The 23,819-nt window shown below is 60.4% G+C and carries 24 protein-coding genes; 9 read left to right on the top strand and 15 right to left on the bottom strand.

Features of this window, described 5'->3' with window-relative positions:
• Window positions 1-76: 76 nt before the first annotated feature.
• The 5 genes from ACYZT5_RS12030 to ribBA all read right to left on the bottom strand — a co-directional run bounded on the left by ACYZT5_RS12030 (window position 77) and on the right by ribBA (window position 5,391).
• On the bottom strand, window positions 77-1,231 hold the full coding sequence (locus ACYZT5_RS12030) for an ABC transporter ATP-binding protein (RefSeq protein ID WP_462051292.1): 1,155 nt from the start codon (window positions 1,229-1,231) through the stop codon (window positions 77-79).
• Window positions 1,232-1,248: 17 nt separating this feature from the next.
• The gene (locus tag ACYZT5_RS12025) at window positions 1,249-2,058 is read right to left on the bottom strand and encodes an ABC transporter permease (protein WP_462051291.1); all 810 of its coding nucleotides are present in this window, start codon (window positions 2,056-2,058) and stop codon (window positions 1,249-1,251) included.
• Between the two features lie 6 nt (window positions 2,059-2,064).
• Entirely contained in the window at window positions 2,065-3,009 is a 945-nt protein-coding gene (locus ACYZT5_RS12020; RefSeq protein WP_462052240.1) for an ABC transporter permease, read from the bottom strand.
• On the bottom strand, window positions 3,006-4,031 hold the full coding sequence (locus ACYZT5_RS12015) for an ABC transporter substrate-binding protein (RefSeq protein WP_462051290.1): 1,026 nt from the start codon (window positions 4,029-4,031) through the stop codon (window positions 3,006-3,008). The genes ACYZT5_RS12020 and ACYZT5_RS12015 overlap by 4 nt, the downstream gene beginning before the upstream one ends.
• Window positions 4,032-4,281: 250 nt before the next feature.
• Entirely contained in the window at window positions 4,282-5,391 is a 1,110-nt protein-coding gene (gene ribBA / locus ACYZT5_RS12010; RefSeq protein WP_462051289.1) for a bifunctional 3,4-dihydroxy-2-butanone-4-phosphate synthase/GTP cyclohydrolase II, read from the bottom strand.
• 71 nt (window positions 5,392-5,462) lie between these two features.
• Here ribBA and ACYZT5_RS12005 point away from each other — a divergent pair, with 71 nt between their 5' ends.
• Window positions 5,463-5,756: a DUF1330 domain-containing protein gene (locus tag ACYZT5_RS12005; RefSeq protein ID WP_462051288.1), complete on the top strand. Its 294-nt coding sequence runs from the start codon at window positions 5,463-5,465 to the stop codon at window positions 5,754-5,756.
• Between the two features lie 6 nt (window positions 5,757-5,762).
• On the opposite strand, the gene ACYZT5_RS12000 is transcribed toward ACYZT5_RS12005, so the two are convergent.
• The 7 genes from ACYZT5_RS12000 to ACYZT5_RS11970 form a co-directional block, all read right to left on the bottom strand.
• Window positions 5,763-6,326 (bottom strand): NUDIX hydrolase, encoded by a 564-nt coding sequence (locus ACYZT5_RS12000; RefSeq protein ID WP_462051287.1) that lies wholly within the window; start codon window positions 6,324-6,326, stop codon window positions 5,763-5,765.
• A gap of 2 nt (window positions 6,327-6,328) precedes the next feature.
• Window positions 6,329-7,081 (bottom strand): GntR family transcriptional regulator, encoded by a 753-nt coding sequence (locus ACYZT5_RS11995; protein WP_134417103.1) that lies wholly within the window; start codon window positions 7,079-7,081, stop codon window positions 6,329-6,331.
• An 88-nt stretch (window positions 7,082-7,169) separates the two neighbouring features.
• Window positions 7,170-7,559: a carboxymuconolactone decarboxylase family protein gene (locus tag ACYZT5_RS11990; protein ID WP_046053523.1), complete on the bottom strand. Its 390-nt coding sequence runs from the start codon at window positions 7,557-7,559 to the stop codon at window positions 7,170-7,172.
• A gap of 34 nt (window positions 7,560-7,593) precedes the next feature.
• Complete coding sequence (locus ACYZT5_RS11985; protein ID WP_095152789.1) at window positions 7,594-8,079, bottom strand: flavin reductase family protein; 486 nt, start codon at window positions 8,077-8,079, stop codon at window positions 7,594-7,596.
• A gap of 12 nt (window positions 8,080-8,091) precedes the next feature.
• Window positions 8,092-9,573: an aldehyde dehydrogenase gene (locus ACYZT5_RS11980; protein ID WP_462051286.1), complete on the bottom strand. Its 1,482-nt coding sequence runs from the start codon at window positions 9,571-9,573 to the stop codon at window positions 8,092-8,094.
• A complete protein-coding gene (locus ACYZT5_RS11975) occupies window positions 9,570-10,403 on the bottom strand; it encodes an alpha/beta fold hydrolase (RefSeq protein ID WP_462051285.1) in 834 nt (277 codons plus the stop codon). Before ACYZT5_RS11975 ends, ACYZT5_RS11980 begins: the two co-directional genes overlap by 4 nt.
• A 45-nt stretch (window positions 10,404-10,448) precedes the next feature.
• Window positions 10,449-11,039 (bottom strand): amino acid synthesis family protein, encoded by a 591-nt coding sequence (locus ACYZT5_RS11970; RefSeq protein ID WP_462051284.1) that lies wholly within the window; start codon window positions 11,037-11,039, stop codon window positions 10,449-10,451.
• A gap of 302 nt (window positions 11,040-11,341) precedes the next feature.
• Here ACYZT5_RS11970 and ltnD point away from each other — a divergent pair, with 302 nt between their 5' ends.
• The 5 genes from ltnD (at window position 11,342) to otnI (ending at window position 16,738) form a co-directional block, all read left to right on the top strand.
• On the top strand, window positions 11,342-12,247 hold the full coding sequence (gene ltnD / locus ACYZT5_RS11965) for an L-threonate dehydrogenase (RefSeq protein WP_462051283.1): 906 nt from the start codon (window positions 11,342-11,344) through the stop codon (window positions 12,245-12,247).
• Between the two features lie 27 nt (window positions 12,248-12,274).
• Window positions 12,275-13,567 (top strand): 3-oxo-tetronate kinase, encoded by a 1,293-nt coding sequence (otnK, locus tag ACYZT5_RS11960; protein ID WP_462051282.1) that lies wholly within the window; start codon window positions 12,275-12,277, stop codon window positions 13,565-13,567.
• On the top strand, window positions 13,564-14,202 hold the full coding sequence (gene otnC, locus ACYZT5_RS11955; protein ID WP_462051281.1) for a 3-oxo-tetronate 4-phosphate decarboxylase: 639 nt from the start codon (window positions 13,564-13,566) through the stop codon (window positions 14,200-14,202). Before otnK ends, otnC begins: the two co-directional genes overlap by 4 nt.
• A gap of 189 nt (window positions 14,203-14,391) precedes the next feature.
• Entirely contained in the window at window positions 14,392-15,852 is a 1,461-nt protein-coding gene (locus tag ACYZT5_RS11950; protein ID WP_462051280.1) for a GntT/GntP/DsdX family permease, read from the top strand.
• Window positions 15,853-15,955: 103 nt separating this feature from the next.
• The gene (otnI, locus tag ACYZT5_RS11945; protein WP_462051279.1) at window positions 15,956-16,738 is read left to right on the top strand and encodes a 2-oxo-tetronate isomerase; all 783 of its coding nucleotides are present in this window, start codon (window positions 15,956-15,958) and stop codon (window positions 16,736-16,738) included.
• A gap of 52 nt (window positions 16,739-16,790) precedes the next feature.
• Here the strand turns inward: otnI and ACYZT5_RS11940 are convergent, their stop codons facing one another.
• The 3 genes from ACYZT5_RS11940 to ACYZT5_RS11930 all read right to left on the bottom strand — a co-directional run bounded on the left by ACYZT5_RS11940 (window position 16,791) and on the right by ACYZT5_RS11930 (window position 19,732).
• Window positions 16,791-17,612: a DeoR/GlpR family DNA-binding transcription regulator gene (locus ACYZT5_RS11940; RefSeq protein ID WP_462051278.1), complete on the bottom strand. Its 822-nt coding sequence runs from the start codon at window positions 17,610-17,612 to the stop codon at window positions 16,791-16,793.
• Window positions 17,613-17,698: 86 nt separating this feature from the next.
• The gene (locus tag ACYZT5_RS11935; RefSeq protein WP_462051277.1) at window positions 17,699-18,331 is read right to left on the bottom strand and encodes a response regulator; all 633 of its coding nucleotides are present in this window, start codon (window positions 18,329-18,331) and stop codon (window positions 17,699-17,701) included.
• A 33-nt stretch (window positions 18,332-18,364) separates the two neighbouring features.
• Window positions 18,365-19,732: a cache domain-containing protein gene (locus tag ACYZT5_RS11930; RefSeq protein ID WP_462051276.1), complete on the bottom strand. Its 1,368-nt coding sequence runs from the start codon at window positions 19,730-19,732 to the stop codon at window positions 18,365-18,367.
• Between the two features lie 243 nt (window positions 19,733-19,975).
• On the opposite strand from ACYZT5_RS11930, the gene ACYZT5_RS11925 reads away from it, so the two are divergent.
• From ACYZT5_RS11925 to ACYZT5_RS11915, 3 genes are all read left to right on the top strand, one after another.
• Complete coding sequence (locus tag ACYZT5_RS11925; protein WP_462051275.1) at window positions 19,976-22,033, top strand: carbon starvation CstA family protein; 2,058 nt, start codon at window positions 19,976-19,978, stop codon at window positions 22,031-22,033.
• 14 nt (window positions 22,034-22,047) lie between these two features.
• Window positions 22,048-22,245: a YbdD/YjiX family protein gene (locus ACYZT5_RS11920; RefSeq protein WP_109631600.1), complete on the top strand. Its 198-nt coding sequence runs from the start codon at window positions 22,048-22,050 to the stop codon at window positions 22,243-22,245.
• A gap of 141 nt (window positions 22,246-22,386) precedes the next feature.
• Window positions 22,387-23,718, top strand: coding sequence for an IS4 family transposase (locus ACYZT5_RS11915; RefSeq protein WP_462046901.1), 1,332 nt, complete (start codon window positions 22,387-22,389; stop codon window positions 23,716-23,718).
• Window positions 23,719-23,819: the final 101 nt, after the last annotated feature.

Raw genomic sequence — 23,819 nt, 5'->3', positions numbered from 1 at the left:
GCCGCCACAACCCGACGTTACGGCGACCCGAGGGTGACAGATGAATCACGGCCCACTGGCATGGGCCGGCGGGGAATCAATGAGCCCCAGCAGCCTTGTTCAAATCACTCTCAGCCCATTCGGTATAAACGCAAGCATCCGCAGTGGCCCAGCGCACGCGCACCGGGTCGCCAGTCTTCAGCGGCATGCCGGCGGCGGAGAGCGCCTTGACGGTCATCGAGGTGCCGCCGGAAGTCATCACGGTGCAGGTCTGGCTTTCACCCAGGAACAGCACTTCACCCACAATGGCCGACACTTCATTCCAGCCCGCCGCCAGCGGTTCCTGACGGGCTTGCTCAACGCTCAATGCCAAGGCTTTTTCCGGACGCACCATCAGCAGTACATCCTGATCGGTTTGCAATCCTGCGGTCAGTCGAATCGACAACGATTGCCCTTCAAACGTAGCGACCGCATTGCCCCGAGCCTTGAGCTTGAGGAAGTTCGAGTTGCCCAGGAACGAAGCAACAAAGGCATTCGGCGGGTTCTGGTACAGGTCGTAACCGCTGCCCAAACCGACGATCTTGCCGTGGCTGAAAATTGCGATGCGCTGGGACAGGCGCATCGCTTCTTCCTGGTCGTGGGTCACGTAGACAATGGTGATGCCCAAGCGCCGATGCAGCTGACGCAGTTCGTCTTGCAAGTCTTCACGCAGCTTTTTATCCAGGGCGCCAAGGGGTTCGTCCATCAGCAGGATGCGTGGCTCGTAGACCAGCGCCCGAGCGATGGCGACCCGTTGCTGCTGGCCGCCGGACAGTTGCGAAGGGCGGCGATGGGCGAACTGTTCCAGTTGCACCAGTTTGAGCATGGCGTCGACCCGGCGCTCGCGCTCGGCGCTGGCCAGTTTGCGGATCGCCAGCGGGAACGCGATGTTGTCGCGTACCGACAGGTGCGGGAACAGCGAATAACGCTGGAACACCATGCCGATGTCGCGTTTGTGCGGCGGCACGTTGACCAGCGATTGGCCATTGACCAGGATCTCGCCGCTGCTCGGCGTTTCGAATCCGGCGAGCATCGATAGCGTCGTACTTTTACCAGAGCCGCTGGAGCCGAGGAACGTGAGGAATTCACCGTCCTTGATGTCCAGCGAGATGTTGTCCACGGCGGCAAAATCGCCGTAGTACTTGTTCAGGTTACGCAGGCTCACCAACGGTTGGTCGTTCTGATGCTCGGATTCTTTGATCACTGCACTCATGTCGTACTCCTGGGCGCTCAGGCGCTGATTGGATTGCGCCGGCGAAGGGCGGCGGCGATCACCATGACCAGTACCGAGAGGCCGATCAGCAGCGTCGAGGCGACGGCGATCACGGGCGTCAGGTCCTGGCGCAGGGTGGTCCACATTTTCACGGGAAGGGTTTGCAGGGTCGGGCTGGCCATCATCACGCTCAGCACCACTTCATCCCAGGAAACCAGGAACGCAAACAGGGCGCCGGCCACCATGCCCGGACGAATCGCCGGAAAGGTCACCTTGAACACCGCTTGCAGACGTGAAGCGCCACAGATCACCGCTGCATCCTCGATCGACTGATCGAACAGCTTCAGCGAGTTGATGATCGAGATGATGGTGAACGGCAACGCAACAATGACGTGGCTGACCACGAAAGCGAACATCGTCCCGGTGTAACCCAGTTTGAGAAACAGCGCGTACACCGCCACCGCGATGATCACCAGCGGCACGATCATCGGCAGGGTGAACAGGCCGTAGAGCATTTCCCGTCCCGGGAAGCGTCCACGTACCAGCGCAAAAGCGGTCGGCAGGCCCAACGCCACAGCAAAAAAGGTGGTCAGTACCGCGACCTTGAGGCTGGCCATGGCCGCGTTCATCCAGTCGGGGTTGGAGAAGAACTGGCCGTACCATTTCAGTGTCCAGCCCGGCGGCGGGAACACCAGCCACTGGGAGGAACCGAAGGACAGCAGCACGATGAACACGATCGGCAGCAACAGGAACAGCGCGATCAATCCCGTCGTGAAGTACAGGCCGAAGCGCATGCGCCGGCTCATGGCATTGGGGGTCAGGAGCATGACGGCTTACCTCGCGTTGCTGGCGCCAACCGGGGATTCCGGCTGGAGCTTCAGGTAGAAGTAGAACAACACCAGCGTTATGACGATCAGCAACGCGGCGCCGGCGCTGGCCAGGCCCCAGTTGAGGAACGACTGCACCTGCTGAATGATGAACTCGGGCAGCATCATGTTCTGCGCACCGCCCAGCAATGCCGGGGTGACGTAGTAACCGAGCGACATCACGAACACCATCAGGCCACCGGAGAACAGCCCCGGCCGGCACAGCGGCAGGAACACCCGGAAGAAGTTGGTCCAAGGGCTCGCGCCGCAGATCGAACCGGCCTGCAGGATCATCGGGTCGATGGCCTGCATGGTCGCCTGCAGCGGCAGCACGACGAACGGGATCATGATGTAGCTCATGCCGATCACCACGCCGGTGAGGTTATGCACCATCTCCAGCGGCTGATCGATGATGCCCATCGCCATCAACGCCTTGTTGATCACCCCGGAGGCTTGCAACAGCACCAGCCAGGAATAGGTCCGGGCGAGGAGGCTGGTCCACATCGACAACAGCACGATGTTGAGGATCCAGCGACCCCAGCCACGGGGCACCAGGGTGATGGCCCACGCGAGTGGAAAGCCCAGCAGCAGGCTGAACAGGGTCACCAGTCCGGCCACCGAAAAGGTGTTGAGCAAGACCCGCGCATACGCTGAGTTGGCGAACAACTGCTCGTAGTTGCCCAGCCCCGGCACCGGTTCCAGCACGCCGCGCAGTAGCAGCCCAATCAACGGCGCCAGAAAAAACAAGCCGAGGAACAGCAGGGCGGGGATCAGGTTGCTTGCGCCACGCCAGCGCTGTGCCAGTGAAGGGGATTGGTTCATCGCAGCCGCCTTGCCGAGTGCCGAGCCGGCAGCGCCAGTGGCGCTCCCGGTCTGCGTGGGTTGGCGGGACGCGGTTGCCGTCATTTTCATTTGACCAGCCATTCGTTCCACCGTGTCGCGATGGCCGGACCGTTTTTGGCCCAGTACGCGAAATCAAGAGTGATTTGATCCTTAGCGTAGGCAGTCGGCAGGTTAGGGGCCAGTACCGAATCCAGGCGCGCCACGCTGTCGACGTTGACCGGCGCATAGGCGGTCAGGTTGGAGAAGTCAGCTTGTCCTTTGGCGCTGCTGGCGTTGGCCAGGAACTTCATGGCAGCGGCCTTGTTTTTCGTCCCTTTTGGCACGACCAGAATGTCGGCCATGACCAGGTTCTGTTTCCAGCTCACGCCTACCGGTGCGCCGTCTTCTTGCAGGGCGTGGATCCGGCCATTCCAGAACTGACCCATGCTCACTTCACCCGAGGCCAGCAACTGTTGCGACTGGGCACCGCCGCCCCACCAGACGATGTCTTTCTTGATGGTGTCGAGTTTCTTGAAGGCGCGATCCAGGTCCAGCGGGTAGAGCTTGTCGGCGGCTACACCATCGGCCAGCAGGGCCAGTTCCAGCACGCCAGGGCTTGGCCATTTGTAGAGGGCGCGTTTGCCGGGATAGGTCTTGGTGTCGAACAGCGCGGACCAGTCCTGAGGTTTACCGGCGCCAAGCTTGCCTTCGTTGTAGCCGAGGACGAAGGAGAAGAAGAACGAACCGACGCCGTGATCGGAGACAAACCGTGGGTCGATTTTGTCGCGCTGGATGACCGAGAAATCGAGGGGTTCGAGCAGGCCTTCGGCGGCAGCGCGCAAGGCGAAGTCAGCTTCGACGTCGACCACGTCCCACTGCACATTGCCGCTTTCGACCATGGCTTTGAGTTTGCCGTAGTCGGTCGGACCATCCTGGACCACGGTGATGCCGCTGGCTTTGCTGAACGGATCGGCCCAGGCCTGCTTCTGCGCATCCTGGGTGCTACCACCCCAGCTGACGAAGTTGACGCTTTCGGCCGCCATCAATGCCTGACTGGTCACGCTCAGCAGTCCCGCAAAAAATATTGCGGTTGCACGTTTGTTCAACACCATTTTCACGCCCTCATTTGTTGTGTTTTGAGCGGGCTTGGTAATGCCCGCCTATCGGGAGCAGTAAGTCCATCTGGCCTCTAAAGGCGACCGTGCCAAGGGCTGTTATTGGTGCTTTTCCTGTCGGGGGCACTTGGCTGAAGCGTTCGGTCTATGGAATATCATATTATGGTATTCCAAACTTTGTGCAAGCACTTTGCCTTACCGGCTATCAGCCAAAAGTGTTTTTGTGGCGAGGGAGAGCGCCTCGGGATCACTGGGTGAAAGGAATGCTCTCCACCACTTCCAAGTTGTAACCGGTCAAACCGGCGTATTTCAGCGGCGGGCCAAGATGACGCAGCTTGCCGACACCAAGATCCTGCAGAATCTGCGCCCCGGTACCGACTTCAGAATAGATGCGCGACTGCGAACGACTGAACTGGCGAGGTGGCTGGGTCAGCTGCGGGACTCGCTCAAGCAGCGCCTGTGACGACTCATGATTGGCGAGCACCACCACCACGCCACGACCTTCCTCGGCCACTCGCTGCAGCGCCGCCCACAACGTCCAGTTGGAAGGGCCGCTGTATTCGGCGCCCACCAGATCGCGTAGCGGATCGATCACATGCACGCGCACCAGCGTCGGTTCGTCCCGGTGCAACTTGCCCATGACCATTGCCATGTGGACGCCGCCTTCGATGCGGTCTTCGAAGGTGATCAGGCGGAAGGTGCCATGCACCGTGGGCAGTTCACGTTCACCGATTCGCACCACGGTGTGTTCGGTGCTGAGGCGATAGTGGATCAGGTCGGCGATGGTGCCGATCTTGATTCCATGCTTGCGCGCGAACACTTCCAGGTCCGGACGGCGGGCCATGGTGCCGTCATCGTTCATCACTTCGACGATCACCGAGGCCGGGGTGAAGCCGGCCAGGCGTGCCAGGTCGCAACCGGCCTCGGTATGACCGGCACGAGTCAGCACGCCGCCTTCCTTGGCGCGCAAGGGAAAGATGTGGCCGGGTTGCACGAGGTCGGTGGCCCCGGCGTTGGGGGAGACAGCGGCTGCAACGGTGCGCGCCCGGTCGGCGGCGGAGATGCCGGTGGTCACGCCGACGGCGGCCTCGATGGACACGGTGAAAGCGGTGCTGAAGACGCTGCCGTTGCTCGGCACCATCTGCTCCAGCCCGAGGCGCTGGCAGTGGTCATCGGTCAAGGTCAGGCAGATCAGACCGCGCGCTTCCCGGGCCATGAAGCTGATGGTCTCGGCCGTGCAGCAATCGGCGGCCAGCAGCAGGTCGCCTTCGTTTTCCCGATCTTCGTCGTCAACCAGGAGCACCATCTTGCCTTGTCGATAATCTTCGATGATTTCTTCGATGCTGTTGAAGGCCATGTAAGGATTCTCAGTGTTTGATGGAAATATTTTGTGGTATACCATAATACAAAACAAACCGAGAGGTCACTATGAAGGCGTACTGGATTGCTCATGTAGATGTCACCGACCCCGATCAATACAGCCAATACACCCAGCGGGCACCGGCGGCCTTCGCGTTGTATGGCGGGCGGATGTTGGCCCGGGGCGGGCGCAGCGAAGCGCTGGAAGGACGGCCGACGCCGCAACGTAGTGTGGTGATCGAATTTGATTCCTACGAACAGGCGGTTGCGTGCTATCAGTCCGAGCAGTATCAGGAGGCGAAAGGGCATCGCGAGGGCGTGGCCCGGGCCGAGATCATTATTGTCGAGGGCGTGGCGCCCTGAGGGATGTCAGCGAATGAAGTGGATCTTGCCGGTATCATCGTTGCCGATATAGATGCCATAAACCCCGGCCTGGCGTTCCTCGATATACCGCTCAAGGATCTGCCGAATCGCCGGGTAGTAGATGCTATCCCAAGGGATGTCCTCGGGTGCGAAGAATTTGTAGTCAAGGGTTTCCGGCCCGTACTGGCCGGTGATCTCCAGCGCGATGGCGCGGAAGATGATGTACACCTCGCTGATCTTCGGCACGCTGAAGATCGAGTACGGCGAGAGAATTTCCGCGCGCACGCCGCTCTCTTCCCAGACTTCGCGCAGCGCTGCTTGTTCGGTGGTCTCGCCGCCTTCCATGAAGCCGGCCGGCAGCGTCCAGGTGCCCGGACGCGGCGGGATGGCGCGCTGACACAGCAAATACTTGCCGTCCTGCTCGATAATGCAGCCGGCGATGATTTTCGGATTGATGTAATGGATGTAGCCGCAACCGCGGCACATCAGGCGCTCGTGCGTATCGCCCGGCGGCAGCTGAGACCTAAGGTCACTGCCACCACACTTTGGGCAAAAGCTCGGGCTGAACATGTTTAGCGACCTATGCGCGGTTCTTTAAGCGCGATCGGCAGGGTGATCTGCGGGATCGCCCCGGTCTCTTCCTGCTTGCGCTTGAGGTATTCCAGGGCGACCGCCGCGGCGGCGCGTACGTGGTTGACGCAAGCCTGGTGGGCGGCAAGGGGATCGCCGCTCTTGATTGCTTCCACAATCAGCTCCATTTCCTGATTACTGGCGCCGCGACGGTTTTCCTGGGACACCGACGTCGCACGCAAGTAGCTGATACGCGCCTGCAGCTGACGCAATTGCAGCGCCGCGACATGATTGCCGGAGCCTTCGAGCAGTACATCGTAGAAACCCTGAACCGAATCGATGACCTGTTGCAGCTCGCCGTCCTTGAGGGCCTTGCGGTTTTCCTCGAGGGCTTTTTCCAGGGCCTTGATGTCCTTGGCCTTGGCGCGCAGGGTGAACAGCTGGACGATCAGGCCTTCGAGCACGCAACGCAGCTCATAGATGTCGCCGGCATCGGAGAGGGTAATGATCGCGACCCGTGGGCCCTTGGCGTCGGCGAATTCCACCAGGCCTTCGGATTCCAGGTGACGCAAGGCTTCGCGTACGGACGTGCGACTGACGCCCAGGCGATCGCACAGATCGCGCTCGACCAGACGGTCTCCCGGCAGAAGCTGGAAGTTCATGATGGCGCTTCGCAGTTTATCCAGCACGATTTCGCGCAGGGTAACGGGGTTGCGATTGACCTTGAAGCTGTCGTCGAGTGGCAGGCGTTTCATGGGGTCCGCTCTGAGTGTGGCTGTCCATGCAAAAAGAGCACTTCGATTGCAAGAATCTCCGTGCTCGGTCAGATCAAACAGCCAAGGGTTAACTGGAGGCCTCGGCATCGGCTTCGGCGAACGCTTCACGGGCGAGCCGGAAACTGTCTACGGCAGCGGGGACACCGCAATAAATACCGACCTGAAGCAGAATTTCGCGTATTTGTTCACGAGTCAGTCCGTTACGCAAGGCGCCGCGTACATGCAGCTTGAGTTCGTGAGGCCGATTGAGGGCCGAAATCATGGCCAAGTTTATCATGCTGCGCTCTTTAAGCGACAAACCCTCACGGCCCCAGACATGGCCCCAGCAGTACTCCGTGACCATTTCCTGCAGCGGCCGGGTGAAGTCGTCGGCGTTTTCGATGGAGCGTTTCACGTAGGCTTCGCCCAGCACTTGAGTGCGGATTTTCAGGCCTTTTTCGTACTTTTCATTGCTCATCATCATCCTCTCCCACAGGTGTTGAGTATTCCTGTCAGGCCAGGGCGGGCAGGGGGCCCAGCTTGCCTTTGTGATAGATCATCGGCGTCACCGGCTGGTCGGGCAGAATCAGATTCTTCACCGCGCCGACGATGATCGCGTGGTCACCGCCGTCGTATTCGCGCCACAGTTCGCACTCGATGATCGCCGTGGCTTTGCCCAGCAGCGGGTTGCCCAGTGCGCTGAGGTGCCATTCGATATCCTTGGCTTTGTCCTTGCCTTTACTGGCAAACGCATAGGCTTCGGCGGTCTGGTCAGCGGACAGCAGGTGAATCGCAAACTGCTTGCTGTCGCGCAGGATCGGGTAAGTGTCAGAGGCATAGTTGGGGCAGAACAGCACCAGTGCCGGATCGATCGACAGCGCACTGAAAGCGCTGGCGGTAATGCCGACGATGCCGCCGTCCGGGTCCAGGGTGGTGACCACCGTGACCCCGGACGGGAACGAGCTCATGACGTCTTTGTAAATGCCGGGTTCGATCATTTCGCAAATCTCCTAGCGCATCACAAACGGATCAGGCATTGGCGCCTGGGAGAGGTTGATCCACACCGTTTTCAGCTCGGTGTAGGCCAGCACCGAATCGATACCGCTCTCGCGTCCATAGCCGCTGTTCTTGAAGCCGCCGATCGGCGCCATGGCCGACACGGCGCGGTAGGTGTTGACCCAAATGATTCCGGATCGCACGTCCCGGGCCAGGCGATGAGCCCTGCCCAGATCGCGAGTCCAGATGCCCGCAGCGAGGCCGAACTGCGAGTCGTTGGCAATCGCCAAGGCTTCGGCTTCATCCTTAAAACGGATGACCGAGGCCACCGGGCCGAAGACTTCTTCCTGCATGATCTTCATCGAGTTGCGGTCGCATTCGAACAAGGTCGGCTCATAAAACCAGCCTTCGCCCAGATTCTGCGGACGCTTGCCGCCCAGACGCAGGCGCGCACCTTCGGCGATGGCATCGGCCACCAGGCCTTCGACGACGGCCAGTTGTTGCGCGGTGGCCATGGGGCCCATTTCGCTGCTGTCTTCCTGCGGGTTGCCGATGCGGATGCGTTTGGCGCGCTCGACCAAACGATCGACGAACTCATCGTAGATTTCGTCCTGCACCAGCAGCCGCGAACCGGAGACGCAGCTCTGACCGGAGGCCGCGTAGATCCCGGCAATCGCGCCGTTGATTGCGCTGTCGAGGTCGGCGTCGGCGAAGATAATGTTCGGCGATTTTCCGCCCAGTTCCAGCGACAGCTTGGCGAAGTTCTCGGCGCTGCTGCGCACCACGTGCCGCGCCGTCGCAGCGCCGCCGGTGAAGGCGATTTTGCGGATCAGCGGATGACGGGTGAGGGCCGCGCCGGTGCTTGGGCCGTAGCCGGTGACGACGTTGACCACCCCCGGCGGGATGCCGGCTTCCAGCGCCAGACGGGCCAGCTCGAGAATGGTAGCGGAGGCGTGCTCCGACGGTTTGATCACGATGGTGTTGCCCGCCGCCAGGGCCGGGGCGAGTTTGATTGCGGTCAGGTACAGCGGACTGTTCCAGGGAATGATCGCCGCGACCACGCCCATGGCTTCGTGCACCGTGTAGGCAAACAGGTCCGGCTTGTCGAGGGGCAGGGTGCCGCCTTCGAGTTTGTCCGCCAGGCCCGCGGTGTAGTGGAAGAACTCCGGCAAGTAGCTGACCTGGCCACGGGTTTCGCGGATCAGTTTGCCGTTGTCACGGCTTTCCAGCTGCGCCAGGTGTTCCTTGTTTTCGGCGATCAGGTCGCCCAGGCGCCGCAGCAGTTTGCCGCGGGCGGTGGCGGTCAGGCCGCGCCAGGCCGGGCTGTCGAAGGCGGTCTGCGCCGCTTGTACAGCGCGCTCGACGTCGGCTTCGTCGGCATCGGGCAGTTCGGCCCAGGCTTCGGCCAGGGCCGGGTTCAGGCTTTCAAAAGTCTTGCCGGACAGGGCATCGACCCATTCACCGCCGATGCACATCTGGAAGCGTGCGAGTGTCATGCAACGATCCCCTTTATTTGGTTTTGTCGGGCGTTTGCCGTGTCGAGAAACTCCAGCAACAGCTGGTTGACCAGGCGCGGCGATTCTACGGGCATCATATGCCGCTGTTCGGCGAGCACGGCAACTGTCGCGCCGGGAATGCGCTCGGCCAATTGCTGGGCCATTTCCGGAGTCGAACCCGGGTCCAGTTCACCGGTGGCGATCAGTGTCGGCACCTGAATGCTGGCCAAATCGTCAGCGCGGTACATGTCCTGGGTCGCGAACAGCTCATAGGTGGTCAGGTAGCCCTGTGGGTCATTGTCTGCCAAGGTTTGGCGCAAGGCAGCGATCTGCGCCGGGTTGGCCGCCTGATATTCGCGGCTGAACCAGCGCGACAGGGCGGCCTCGGCGTTGGCATCCGGTCCGTGCTCGGCCGCTTGAGCGGTGCGGGCGATGACCCCTGCGCGCTGTTCGGGGCTGCGATTGAACACGCTGTTGAGCACTACCAGGCCTTGCAGCCGTTGCGGGTAATGCAAGGCAAAAGCCCGCGCCACCAGCCCGCCCATGGAAAAACCGATCACTGTCGCCTGGGGCAATTGCAGGTGATCGAGCAGCTCCAGCAACTGGTCGGCATAGCCGAGCAGGGGCGTGCCGCTTTCCGGGCGCGGGCTGGCGCCGTGACCGAGCATGTCGTAGGCAATCACGCGGTACTTCGTGGCCAGACCAACGACTTGGCCGCCCCACATTTCTTTGTTCAGGCCCACGCCGTGGATCAAAACCACGGGCTGGCCTTGGCCGGTCGCCAGGTAACTGGTGCCAGCCGGGGTGAGTTCAGCGGTGAGCCGAATCATGGAGCGCTCCTGCATGCCTTTTTGTTGTAGTTGCTCTTTGCGGAATTACTGGGCGTTCTCGGCAGCCAGTTCTTCCAGATCGATGTAACGGTTGCCGATGCGTGGGTGCAGGCGGCCGCCGTCGGCGCAACCCAGGACCACGACGATTTCGTCGGCACGTGGTGCATCTTCGATCTGCATTTCCAGGGTGATGTAGTGCGAACGCAGGCCTTCGTCGTCCTTGTGCATCATCGGGATCTGGATCGAGGTGCCCGGGCCGCCGCGCTTGTTGGTGAAGCTCAGGTAGCTCTTGGCTTTCACCGCTTCGCGGTAATGGTTGCCAAAGCGCAGGGTATGGATGACGGCGGAGGCGTGTTCAATTTCACCGTCGGCGCCCACGACAGCGGCCTTGCCATAAGCCTCGATCTTCTCGGCTCCGCCGATGATGCCCACCAGACGCTCGACCATCAGTGCGCCGAGGTCGGAGCAGTTGGCGCGAATTTCCGGTTTCAGGTCTTCGACAAAGCCGCGGCCCAGCCAGGGGTTTTTCATCACGACGGCCAGACCGACCATGGTGACGGGCGTATCGGTGGCCTTGCCGCCTTCGATAAAGGTTTCTTCGACGTAGCTGACGATCTTGCGGATTTCGAAACTCATGAGCTGCTCCGTGTAGGGTAAGAGTGTCTGTGCGTCTGATGGTATACCATAATACCGGAAGCACAAGTCCCTGAAATGAGTTTCTGGTCGGAAGGCGACAAAAAGGGGGAATACGCAGGGCTGCTTCTTGGTGGCAATGACCCCATCGGGTCAATGCATCCGAGCTGCAGTTCAAGGGCAATGTTAAAAAATGTTATTCAAAAAAATAACTTCACATTTTCTGATCACTGGAGGATTATCTGCTCAACCTGTACGCGCCTTGCTGGCGTTGAAAAAGCCGCTGCTTTCCTCTGGAGTACCCCATGAATAACAAGAATGTCGGTGTAGTCGGTCTGGGCGCGATGGGCCTGGGCATTGCCCGCTCGCTGTTGCGCAGCGGCTTCAATGTGCATGCCTGCGATGTGCGAGCGGCGGTGGCGGAACAGTTTGCCAGCGAGGGCGGCGTGGCGTGCGCTTCGCCCGCACACATGGCCGCCGAGTGCGACGTGATCATTACAGTCGTGGTGAATGCCGAGCAGACGCAGACCGTATTGTTTGGCGAGGGGGGGGCCGTGGCCGCTTTGCGTCCTGGCAGTCTGCTGATCGGCTGCGCCACCGTGGCCCCGACCTACGCCGTGGACCTGGGTCAGCGTCTGGCCGAGCAAGGCCTGCTGTATCTGGACGCACCGATCTCCGGTGGCGCGGCCAAGGCTGCCGCCGGCGAGATGACCATGATGACGTCGGGCCCGGCTGACGCTTATGCCAAGGCCGAAGCGATCCTGGCGGGCATGGCCGGCAAGGTTTATCGCCTGGGTGACGTCCATGGCCTGGGTTCGAAGGTCAAAATCATCAATCAGCTGCTCGCCGGGGTGCACATCGCCGCTTCTGCCGAAGCCATGGCGCTGGGCCTGCGTGAAGGGGTCGATGCCGATGCGCTGTATGAGGTAATTACCCACAGCGCCGGTAATTCCTGGATGTTCGAAAACCGCGTACCGCACATTCTCAAGGCTGACTACACACCGTTGTCCGCGGTGGATATTTTCGTCAAGGACCTGGGCCTGGTGCTGGATACCGCCCGGGCCAGCAAATTCCCGCTGCCGCTGTCGGCCACCGCTCACCAGATGTTCATGCAGGCGTCCAGTGCCGGCTTCGGCCGTGAGGACGACTCGGCGGTGATCAAGATTTTTCCGGGCATCGAATTGCCGACTGCCAAGCCCCAGTCCGTTTGAAGCCCGAGCCCGTTTAAGGAACACCCCATGACTACCTCCACCGCACGCCCGCTGTTGGGCTGCATCGCCGACGATTTCACCGGTGCCACGGACCTTGCCAACATGCTGGTGCGCGGCGGAATGCGTACCGTGCAAAGCATCGGTATCCCGAGCGCAGATGTAGCTGCCGGGCTTGACGCCGATGCGATCGTCATTGCTCTGAAATCGCGTACCACGCCGGTCGCCGAAGCGGTCGAGCAGTCCCTCGCAGCGCTGGCCTGGCTGCGCGACCAAGGCTGCGAGCAGATCTTCTTCAAATATTGCTCGACGTTCGACTCCACCGCGGCCGGCAATATCGGCCAGGTCAGCGAAGCGCTGCTGGCCGCATTGGGTAGCGACTTCACCCTGGCCTGCCCGGCGTTCCCGGAGAATGGCCGGACGATCTTTCGCGGCCACTTGTTTGTGCAGGATCAGTTGCTCAGCGAGTCGGGCATGCAGCATCACCCGCTGACGCCGATGACCGATGCCAATCTGGTTCGGGTCCTGCAATCGCAGACCCGCCTGAATGTCGGCCTGTTGCGCTACGACACCATTGCCGGTGGCACTGAGCAGGTGCGTGCGCGAATCGCCGAGTTGCGGGCTCAAGGTGTCGGCATGGCCATCGCGGATGCCTTGTCGGACAGCGATCTGTACACCCTCGGTGCCGCCTGTGCCGATCTGCCGTTGTTGACGGGTGGTTCGGGGCTGGCCCTGGGTTTGCCGGAAAATTTCCGTCGCGCCGGCAAGCTGCGCGACCTCGACGCGTCGAAACTCCCGACGGTGTTCGGCGGGGAAGTGGTGTTGGCCGGCAGTGCTTCGATCGCCACCAATGGGCAAGTGGCCGCCTGGCTCGAAGCCGGCCGGCCGGCCCTGCGGATTGATCCGTTGGCTTTGGCAGCAGGTGAACCGGTGGTGGCGCAAGCCTTGACCTTCGCCCGTGATAACCAACAAACCGTATTGATCTACGCCACCAGCTCACCGGATGAGGTCAAGTCGGTGCAACAGCAACTGGGTGTCGAGCAGGCTGGCAGTCTGGTGGAAAACGCCTTTGGCGAAATTGCCCACGGTCTGCGCCAGAGCGGTGTGCGCCGCTTCGTGATCGCCGGCGGAGAAACCTCGGGCGCTGTGGTTCAAGCGCTGGGCGTACAGCTGCTGCAGATCGGCGCGCAGATTGATCCGGGTGTGCCGGCGACCGTCAGCAGTACTGACGAACCTTTGGCGCTGGCACTCAAATCGGGCAACTTCGGTGGCCGCGACTTCTTCAGCAAAGCCTTGAAGCAACTGTCCGGGGGTGTGCAGTGAGTAATGAAAACGCCCTGCGCGAAGAAATCTGCCAGGTCGGCCGCAGCCTTTATGAGCGCGGTTACACCGTCGGCAGCGCCGGCAATATCAGCGCGCGGCTGGACGACGGCTGGTTGATCACACCGACCGACGTCTGCCTCGGACGCCTCGATCCGGCGACCATCGCCAAGGTCAACCTGGCCGGCGAATGGGTGTCCGGTGACAAGCCTTCAAAGACCCTGGCGCTGCATCGCCAGGTCTACGACCGCAACCCGAATGTCGGTGGCGTGGTGCATACCCACTCCACCCATCTGGTGGCGTTGACGCTGGCAGGTGTCTGGCAGGCGGACGACATTCTGCCGCCGCTGACGCCGTATCAGGTGATGAAAGTCGGGCATATCCCGTTGATTGGCTACCAGCGGCCCGGTTCGCCGAAGGTGGCCGAACAGGTTGCTCGGCTGGCCAACGACGTTCGTGGCGTGATGCTTGAACGACTTGGCCCGGTGGTCTGGGAGAGTTCGGTGTCCAGGGCCAGTTACGCCCTGGAGGAACTCGAGGAAACCGCGCGGCTCTGGCTGATGAGCAATCCCAAGCCTGAACCGCTCGATCAGGCGGCGCTGGACGAGCTGCGAGAGACTTTTGGTGCGCACTGGTAAGGCGTTGGCTTAACACGACAGATCGATAACGCAGGCCCTGACCGGGAGACGCGCAGCGACTCTCGATGGCCGAGGCTTGCCAAAAAATACAATAACAAGAGGAAAACCAGGCATGACTCATCTTCATTGCGGCATGTTCAGATCCAGTGGCGGAAGCCTTTCGTTCACCCGGCGTAGAGGGTGTCTGAAATGAGCCCGTTAATCCTGCTGGTTACCGCAGGGCTCGGGATCGCTCTGTTGTTGTTCCTGGTGCTCAAGTACAAGTTCCAGCCCTTCGTGGCCTTGATGCTGGTGAGCATTCTGGTGGCGCTGGTGGCCGGAGTGAAGCCGGCCGATCTGGTCGCCACCATCGAAGGCGGCATGGGCAAGACCCTGGGACATATTGCGATCATCATTGCCCTGGGCGCGATGATCGGGCGGATCATCGAGCTCTCCGGCGGTGCCGAGGCGCTGGCCAAGACACTGATTACTCGTTTCGGCAACCGGCGTACGCCGCTGGCGTTGACGATTGCCGGCTTCATGGTCGGGGTGCCGGTGTTCTTCGAGGTCGGCGTGATCATCCTGATGCCGCTGGCCTATGGTATTGCGCGCAGCGCGCGTAAGCCGTTGTTGGTGTTTGCGCTGCCGATGTGCGCTGCCTTGTTGACCGTACACGCCTTTCTGCCGCCACACCCGGGCGCAGTTGCCGCTGCCAGTCAATTGGGCGCGGACCTGGGCCGCGTGCTCATGTTCGGTCTGCCAATCACCGCGTTCCTTTGCTATGTCGGCTACCGCGTGGCCGGGCGCATGACCCGTCGGGTGTACCCGATGACCGATGATATTCGTGCCGAGGTCTATGGCCCGCATGTCACCAACGAAGATCTGGCCGCCTGGTCCAATGGCAACGACAAGAGCACTGAGCGAGCGGCTGTGGCCGTGTCGCACATGGGCCTGGAAGAGTCCACCAGCAGCATCGTTTCCAAGTTGCCGCAGGCACCCGCACCTGGTTTTGGCCTGATCGTCAGCCTGATCCTGCTACCCATCATTCTGATTCTGCTGGGGACTCTGTCCACCTCGTTGCTGCCTGCCGAATCGATCCTGCGCGGCATCATGACCGTGCTCGGCGCGCCGCTGGTGGCGCTGCTGATCGACACCTTGCTGTGTGCCTGGTTGCTGGGTTCGCGTCGGGGCTGGAGTCGCACTCAGGTGTCGGACGTGATTGGTTCGGCCTTGCCCGGTGTGGCCATGGTGATCCTGATTGCTGGTGCCGGTGGGGTGTTTGGCAAGGTGCTGGTGGATACCGGAATCGGTGCCGTGGTCTCCGATATGTTGCGCACCACCGGTCTGCCGGTGCTGGCGCTGGGCTTTCTGCTGACCTTGCTGTTGCGCGCGGTGCAGGGCTCGACCACGGTGGCGCTGGTGACCACTGCCGGCATCATCAGCCCGCTGATTGCGACCCTCAATCTCACCCCGAACCACATGGCCCTGCTGTGCCTGGCCATGGGCGGTGGCGGGTTGGCCATGTCCCATATCAATGATGCCGGTTACTGGATCTTCACCAAGCTGTCCGGACTGAACGTGGCCGACGGCTTGCGCACCTGGACGGTGTTGACCACTTTGCTCGGCACCTTGGGTTTCTGTATTACCCTGCTGATCTGGCCCTTTGTCTAACGAACTGTCGACCTGTAGGAGCACGGCTTGCCGGCGATGGCGTCCTTGAGATCGCCATCGCGAGCAAGCTCAGCTCCTACAAAAGCCATCTATAGGAGCTACCATGCCTCGTTTTGCTGCCAACCTCAGCATGCTCTACCCGGAACATGCGTTTCTGGATCGCTTCGCCGCCGCGGCTGCTGATGGTTTCGAAGCGGTGGAGTATCTGTTTCCCTACGACTATAGCGCTGAAGAACTCAAGCAACGCTTGAGCGACAACGGCCTGGTGCAGGCACTGTTCAACGCGCCACCCGGTGATTGGACGGCGGGCGAGCGGGGCACGGTGTCGTTGCCGGGTCGAGAGGGTGAATTTCGTAGCGGTTTTGATCGCGCCCTGGAATACGCAGAGGTACTGGGCAACTCACGCATCCATGTCATGGCCGGGCTGCTGCCCTCCGAGAGTGATCGGGCACGGCATCACGCCATTTATCTGGACAACCTCGCCTACGCCACCGCCCAAGCGGCCAAGGCAGGCGTCACGGTATTGCTCGAGCCGATCAATACGCGGGACATGCCGGGCTTTTTCCTCAACCGGCAGGATCAGGCCCAGGCCATCTGCAAGGAAGTGGGCGCCAGTAACCTGAAGGTTCAGTTTGACTGCTACCACTGCCAAATCGTCGAGGGTGACCTGGCCACTAAACTGCGTCGGGACTTCGACGGTATCGGCCACATCCAGATCGCCGGTGTGCCGGACCGACATGAACCGGACCTGGGAGAAGTCAACTATCCCTATCTGTTCGAACTGATCGACCAGTTGGGCTATGACGGCTGGGTAGGGTGCGAATACCGGCCGCGTGGCAACACCTCGGCCGGCTTGCAGTGGTTGCGGGACTGGAAGGCGCGCTAAGCGCAACAGAGGCGGGGTGACGGGCTCTGCTGGATGCAGGAGCCCGTTGGTTTCAGGCCGGGGTATTGTCAGACGGCAGCAACAGCTCGACACCCTGCTTGCGGATGCTATCGGCCGCCGCAGGGGTCAACGCGTCGTCGCTGAGAATGATGTCGAACTGTTCGAGCCCGGCGATCCTGTACATGCTGAACGTGCCGTACTTCGAACTGCTGGCCACCAGCACTACTTGCGAGGCCGATTGCATCGCGACTTGCTTGACCTCCACCTTAAGCGCCGAAGGCGTGGTGAGGCCGCGATGCAAATCCCAGGAACTGGTCGATATGAAGGCGATATCGGTGACGACCTGACGCAAGGTGGCAACCGCCAGACCGCCCACGCACGATTGATTGGAGTGATCCAGCTGCCCGCCGGTATGAATCACCGTGACTTGGGGGGCTTCGATCAGTGCCTGGACAATGCCGAAATCATTGGTCACCACGGTCATGCCGGACAGCGCCTTGATGTAGGGGACGATTTCCAGCGTGCTGGTTCCCGCATCCAGGTAAATCGTCATATCGGCATGCAGTAGCCGGGCGGCGAGCTTGGCCATGGCCTGCTTCTGCGGCAACTCGACCACCGCCTTGAACTGATGGCTGGGCTCACTGTGAAGCTGGCTGGCGATTCGCACCCCACCTGTTACCGAGTAAGCACGTCCTTCCTGTTCAAGCAACGCGATATCGCGGCGTATGGTCATGTGCGAACAGTCGAACATGTCCATCAATTGATGAACGCTCAGCACCTGATGTTTGCGCAACTGCCGCAACATCAACTCACGGCGCTGTTCAGGAATCATCGGTGCGCCGCTTTCGGTGGCGATGTCCTTTTGACTAGGCATTCGAGCTCCAGAATGAAGAAATCCGCAGACAAGGAACGCGGGCAAACATAGTAGCGAATCTACGGTGAAGGAACGAGGAGTGCCTGCTACCGAGAGATGATTCCGTGATCAATCGCGTATTTGACCAGGGCCGCCGGTTTGTCGATGTTGAGTTTGCGACGGATGCTCAGGCGATGGGTTTCTACCGTCCGGACGCTGATGTCCAGTTCGCGGGCCATCTCCTTGTTGTTCAGTCCTTGAGCCATCTTGTACAACACCTGGCTTTCGCGCGGTGTCAGCTCGTTGTCGGTACTTTTATCGGCGATGAGCCGCTGGGCGATCTCGGCGCTGTAGAACGTACCACCACTGGCGATGGCTTCGATCGCTGCAATGATTTCCCGCGACGGTGAGTTCTTCAGTACATAGCCGCTGGCACCCGCGCGAACGGACTCACTCACGTATTCATTATTGTCGTACATGCTGAGCACCAGTACCTTGAGCGACGGGTACTGGCTGCGTAACACCCGGGTCAGCTCAAGCCCGTTCATGTCCTTAAGGCTGATGTCGACCAGCAACAGGTCCGGCTGGCAGCGCCCAACCATTTCAATGGCATCCGCGCCATTCTCGGCTTCGCCCACCACTTCCAGGGGGGCCATGACCGCCAGCAGCGCTTTGATGCCGTCGCGGACCAGGGAGTGATCGTCGACCAGGGCGACGCGGATCGGGTAGGGCAGGTTCATCGCGGGCATTCACTCTTGTTGTTGTGTGGCGTGTCAGCGTTTTGCGCCGGGCACTTTCATCGGCAGCAGTACGTCCAGCTCACTTCTTCCCGGCATCGAGATCAGGTCGAATCGTCCACCAAAATGCTCGACACGCTCACGGATATTACGCAGGCCAATGCCCGCATGACGACGTTCGACCTGAGCGACGTTGAAACCGATACCGTCATCGACCACCGTCAACCGTACGGACTCTTCAGACCCGTGCAGGGTAATGGAGACGTTTTTAGCCTGGGCGTGTCGTTCAATGTTAGTCAGGCCTTCTTGCACGATGCGAAACAGCGAGACCGCTGCCCCATCGACCAAATGACAGTCGAATTCGTTGTCGTTGTAGGTCACCACCAGGCCGCTGCGTTGCTCGAATTCTGCGGCGAGTTGACCGATCGCCGCCGGCAGGCCCAGGGTGTCGAGCAGCGACGAGCGCAGGTCGTGAGAGAGGCTGCGAACCTCGCCAATCGCTTCCCCCAGTCGTTCCGTGGCGTCCCTCAGCGTGCTCAAACCCTTGTCGTGTGCTTGCCCATTCTCGAGCAGATGGCTGGCCAGTTCGAATTGAAATTTGATGGAGACGAGCAGCTGGCTGATGCCGTCGTGCAGTTCACGGGAAACCCGTGATCGCTCTTCCTCCTGCAAGCTAACGATACGCTGAGTCAGGCGCTGAAGTTTTTTGTCGGCCAGGCGATGCTCGCTGACGTTGAGCGTCATGCCGCTGGCGAAGACAAACAGCACCGCCACGAGGGCCACCGCGGCAATCGCCAGCATGGTTTTACGAATGCCCTGGGCCACTTCGTCACGCGCCTGTTGGGTAGCGCGCTCAACGTCTTCAAGGTAGATGCCGGTGCCGAGCATCCAGCCCCAACGATCCAGCATCACCACGTAGGCGAGCTTGTCGGTCACTTGACCGGAGGAGGGTTTGTTCCAGGCGTAGCGTTGAAAGCCTTCGCCTGATTGCGCACTTTTGAGCAACGCCTGGATCACTGGCAAACCGTGAGGGTCCTTCATGTCCCACAGGTATTTGCCGACCAACTCTGACTGGCGCGCGTGCATCAGGCTGCGACCTTCGTGGTCGTAGACAAAGAAGTAGCCATTGATGCCAAAGCTGAGCTTGCGCAGTTCTTCCAGCACTTGTTGCTGTGCGTGTTCGTCACCGTGGCCGTCGTCGTACAGCGGCTCGATCAGGCTTTGCGCCATTTCGACGTAGTTCTTAAGTTCTGCGCGCTTGCTCGCCAGAATGCTGTCTTCGATCAGTTGCGCCTGTTGTTCACCCAGTTGCCGGTTCATGGAAATCACCAGCGCGCAGATGACGGCGATGGCCAACACCAGCGGCAGAATCCCGAGCGCGACGATTTTGTGTTTGAGCTGCATCTCTGCTCCTGTCCGGACCGAGGGAAGGCGAAGGCCCGGCATCATATGCCAAAGATACGCGCGTCCAGTAGCGGTGCTGGACGGGATGACAAACCGTCTACGTAGAACTACGTAGGCGCCGCGTACGTAGTAACGCGGATTTATTTGTAGACGGCATGCGGGGATATTGGGCCAGCTCCGCACAGCGGACACAATTATAAAAATTACCGCCGCAGTCCACTGGCTGTCGGCAGGAGACACGCTATGCCCCGTCTGGCTAAACACCTCGCCTGGTTTGCCGTGGCTGTCCTGGGAGCGTTTGCGCTAAGTGTCGTGGCCCTGCGCCGCGGCGAAGCGATCAATGCCCTCTGGATCGTAGTCGCAGCAGTCGCTATTTATCTCGTCGCTTATCGCTACTACAGCCTGTTCATCGCCAACAAGGTGATGCAACTCGACCCCAATCGTGCCACGCCCGCTGTCGTCAACAACGACGGTCTGGACTACGTACCGACCAACAAACATGTACTCTTCGGCCACCACTTCGCAGCCATCGCTGGCGCGGGTCCGTTGGTCGGTCCGGTCCTGGCCGCACAGATGGGCTATTTGCCCGGTACGCTGTGGCTGATTGCCGGTGTAGTGCTGGCCGGTGCCGTTCAGGACTTCATGGTCTTGTTCATGTCCACCCGCCGCAACGGTCGTTCCCTCGGTGACATGGTCCGTGAAGAAATGGGCCGCATCCCTGGCACCATCGCGCTGTTTGGCTGCTTCCTGATCATGATCATCATCCTCGCGGTGCTGGCGCTGATCGTGGTCAAAGCATTGGCCGAGAGCCCTTGGGGTATTTTCACGGTGATGGCGACCATCCCGATCGCGATGTTCATGGGCATTTACATGCGCTATATCCGCCCGGGTCGCATCGGTGAAATCTCCGTGGTCGGCGTGTTGCTGCTGCTGGGTTCGATCTGGCTGGGCGGGCAGATTGCCGCTGATCCGGTGTGGGCCAAGGCACTCACCTTCACCGGCATCCAGATCACCTGGATGCTGATCGGCTACGGTTTCGTCGCCGCGGTATTGCCGGTGTGGCTGATCCTGGCGCCGCGCGATTACCTGTCGACCTTCCTGAAAATCGGCACCATCGTGGCCTTGGCGATCGGCATCCTGATCACCATGCCCGAGCTGAAAATGCCGGCACTGACCCAGTTCATCGACGGCACCGGGCCGGTGTGGAAGGGCGGTCTGTTCCCATTCCTGTTCATCACCATCGCCTGTGGCGCGGTCTCCGGTTTCCACGCGCTGATCGCTTCCGGCACCACGCCGAAGTTGCTGGCCAGCGAAGGCCATGCCCGTTACATCGGTTACGGCGGCATGCTGATGGAATCCTTCGTCGCCATCATGGCCATGGTCGCGGCTTCGGTGATCGATCCGGGCGTGTACTTCGCCATGAACAGCCCGGCGGCCGTGGTCGGCGGTGACGCTATTGCCGTCGCACAAACCGTCAGCAGCTGGGGCTTTGCAATCACCCCGGAAGCCCTGCAAGCGGTGGCCAAGGACATCGGTGAAACCACTATCCTGGCTCGCGCCGGCGGTGCGCCGACCCTGGCGGTCGGTATCGCGCAAATCCTGCACCACGTTCTGCCCGGTGAAAACACCATGGCGTTCTGGTACCACTTTGCGATCCTGTTCGAAGCGCTGTTCATCCTGACGGCCGTCGATGCCGGTACCCGTGCCGGCCGTTTCATGTTGCAGGACTTGCTCGGCTCTTTCGTACCAGCGCTGAAGCGTACTGATTCCTGGACCGCCAACCTGATCGCAACCGCCGGATGTGTGGCGATGTGGGGTTACCTGTTGTACCAAGGCGTGATCGATCCGCTGGGTGGCATCAACACCTTGTGGCCGCTGTTCGGTATCTCCAACCAAATGCTGGCCGGTATCGCGCTGATGTTGGCGACCGTCGTACTGATCAAAATGAAACGCCAACGCTACGTCTGGGTCACCATGCTGCCAGCGGTATGGTTGCTGATCTGCACCGTCACCGCAGGCTTCATCAAGCTGTTCGACGCCAACCCGGCGATCGGTTTCCTGGCCTTGGCCAAGAAATACAGCGATGCCCTGGCCAACGGTCAGGTACTTGCCCCGGCCAAAAGTATCGAGCAGATGCAGCACGTGATCTACAACGCCTACACCAACGCGACGCTGACCGCGCTGTTCTTGTTCGTGGTCTTCAGCATCCTGTTCTTTGCACTCAAGGTCGGTATTGCCGCCTGGGGTACCAAGGAACGTACGGATAAAGAAGCGCCATTCCAGGCTTTGCCGGAAGCTTGATCGAGGAGTGCACCATGTTCAATGACCTGAGTCGCCTCGGTAAATACCTCGGTCAGGCCGCACGCCTGATGGTCGGGATGCCCGACTACGACACTTACGTCGAGCATATGCAAAGCAAGCACCCGGACAAACCGGTGATGAGTTATGAGGTGTTCTTTCGGGAGCGTCAGGAAGCTCGTTACGGAAGCAAGGCTGGGCCGAAGTGCTGTTGATGGTCGGTGGCAGTGATGCCACCTAAATAGCTAATAAAAAACCCGGCTGATGAGGCTAATGCCGATCAGTTAAGCCCTTTCGCTTGACCTTTGGCCGCAAGAAATCAAAATCCGATGCCTGTACTGGCATCGGATTTTTTTATGCGTCTCGCTCGGGCACTGGAACTGACCCACACCATCGTCTCCACTCCAAACTCAATCGAGGGATTGGACTCCTTGCTCGACCCTTCTTTGGTCGAGCAAGCACTTGAACAGGCAGGCGTAGCGACCCTGCGCAAGCGGCGCTTGCCGTTGGAAATGATGCTTTGGTGCGTGATCTCCATGGCGTTCTTTCGGCGCATGTCGGCGTGGGATGTGGTCAGCCGCATGAATATCATGCTGCCGGGCCAGCGCCCGCTGGTGGCACCCAGCGCCGTGGTTCAAGCCCGTCAGAGATTGGGCCGCGAGGCTGTACGACAAGTCTTCCATCTGACTCAGAAAAGTTGGCATGAAGCGGCCTCTCATCCAACTTGGGCCGGTTTACGTTTACTGGGGGTCGATGGCGTTGTCTGGCGAACGCCCGATACGCTGGAAAACCGTGCGCGTTACGACTCCGCCAGCAACCAGCATGGCGACACCGGTTTTCCTCAGGTACGCATGGTCTGCCAAATGGAGTTGACCAGCCATTTGCTCATCGGCAGTGCGTTTGACGGCTATCGCAGCAACGAGATGAAACTGGCGGAGCAGTTGATCGAAACCACCCCTGATCACTCGCTGACGCTGTTTGATCGTGGTTTTTATTCGTTAGGTTTACTGCATCAATGGCAGCAGGCAGGGATCGAGCGTCACTGGCTGATGCCGCTGAAAAAAGGCTCGCAGTACGAAGTGCTTCAGCGTTTGGGGCGCCAGGATGCGGTTGTCTCATTAAGCACTTCGCCGCAGGCCCGCAAGCAATGGCCGGGGCTGCCGGAGCGCCTGACCGCGCGGCTCCTGAGCAAAACGGTCAAGGGCAAGGTGTGTCAGATCCTGACGTCGATGGCCGATCCGCTGCGCTTTCCGCCCGACGAAATCGTCGACCTGTACAGCCAGCGATGGGAGATCGAATTAGGATTTCGGGAGATGAAACAGACTTTGCTCAACAGCAGTTACACGCTGCGCAGCAAGACGCCGGAGATGATCGAGCAGGAGCTGTGGGGAGTACTGCTGGGCTACAACTTGTTGCGCTATCAGATGGTGGAAATGAGTCGTCACTGTCCAGGAATTTACCCATGCGAAATGAGCTTTAGCGCGTGCACCTGGGCGATTCTCGGGTTTATCAACAGCGTCTCCGCCGACCGTTCCGGGAACATCCCCAAGTACCTGGCCGAGCTTCATGCCTCAGCCATGCATTACGTCCTGCCTCATCGGCGGGAGGAACGCATTTATCCTCGGGCTATTAGGCTCAAATCCCCGAAGTATCCGATCAAAAATAAAAATGCCAGTCAGCTTAACTGACTGGCATTAGGCTGATGAGGCCGGGTTTTTATTAAGTGAACTCCAATGTCGATCTGCGGATTCAGCAGTGGTTCGACTGTTTTCCCAGAGCCCGGTCAGCG

The sequence above is a fragment of the Pseudomonas sp. LB3P14 genome (assembly GCF_054898045.1).
This window is presented reverse-complemented; position numbering and strand designations above follow the sequence as displayed.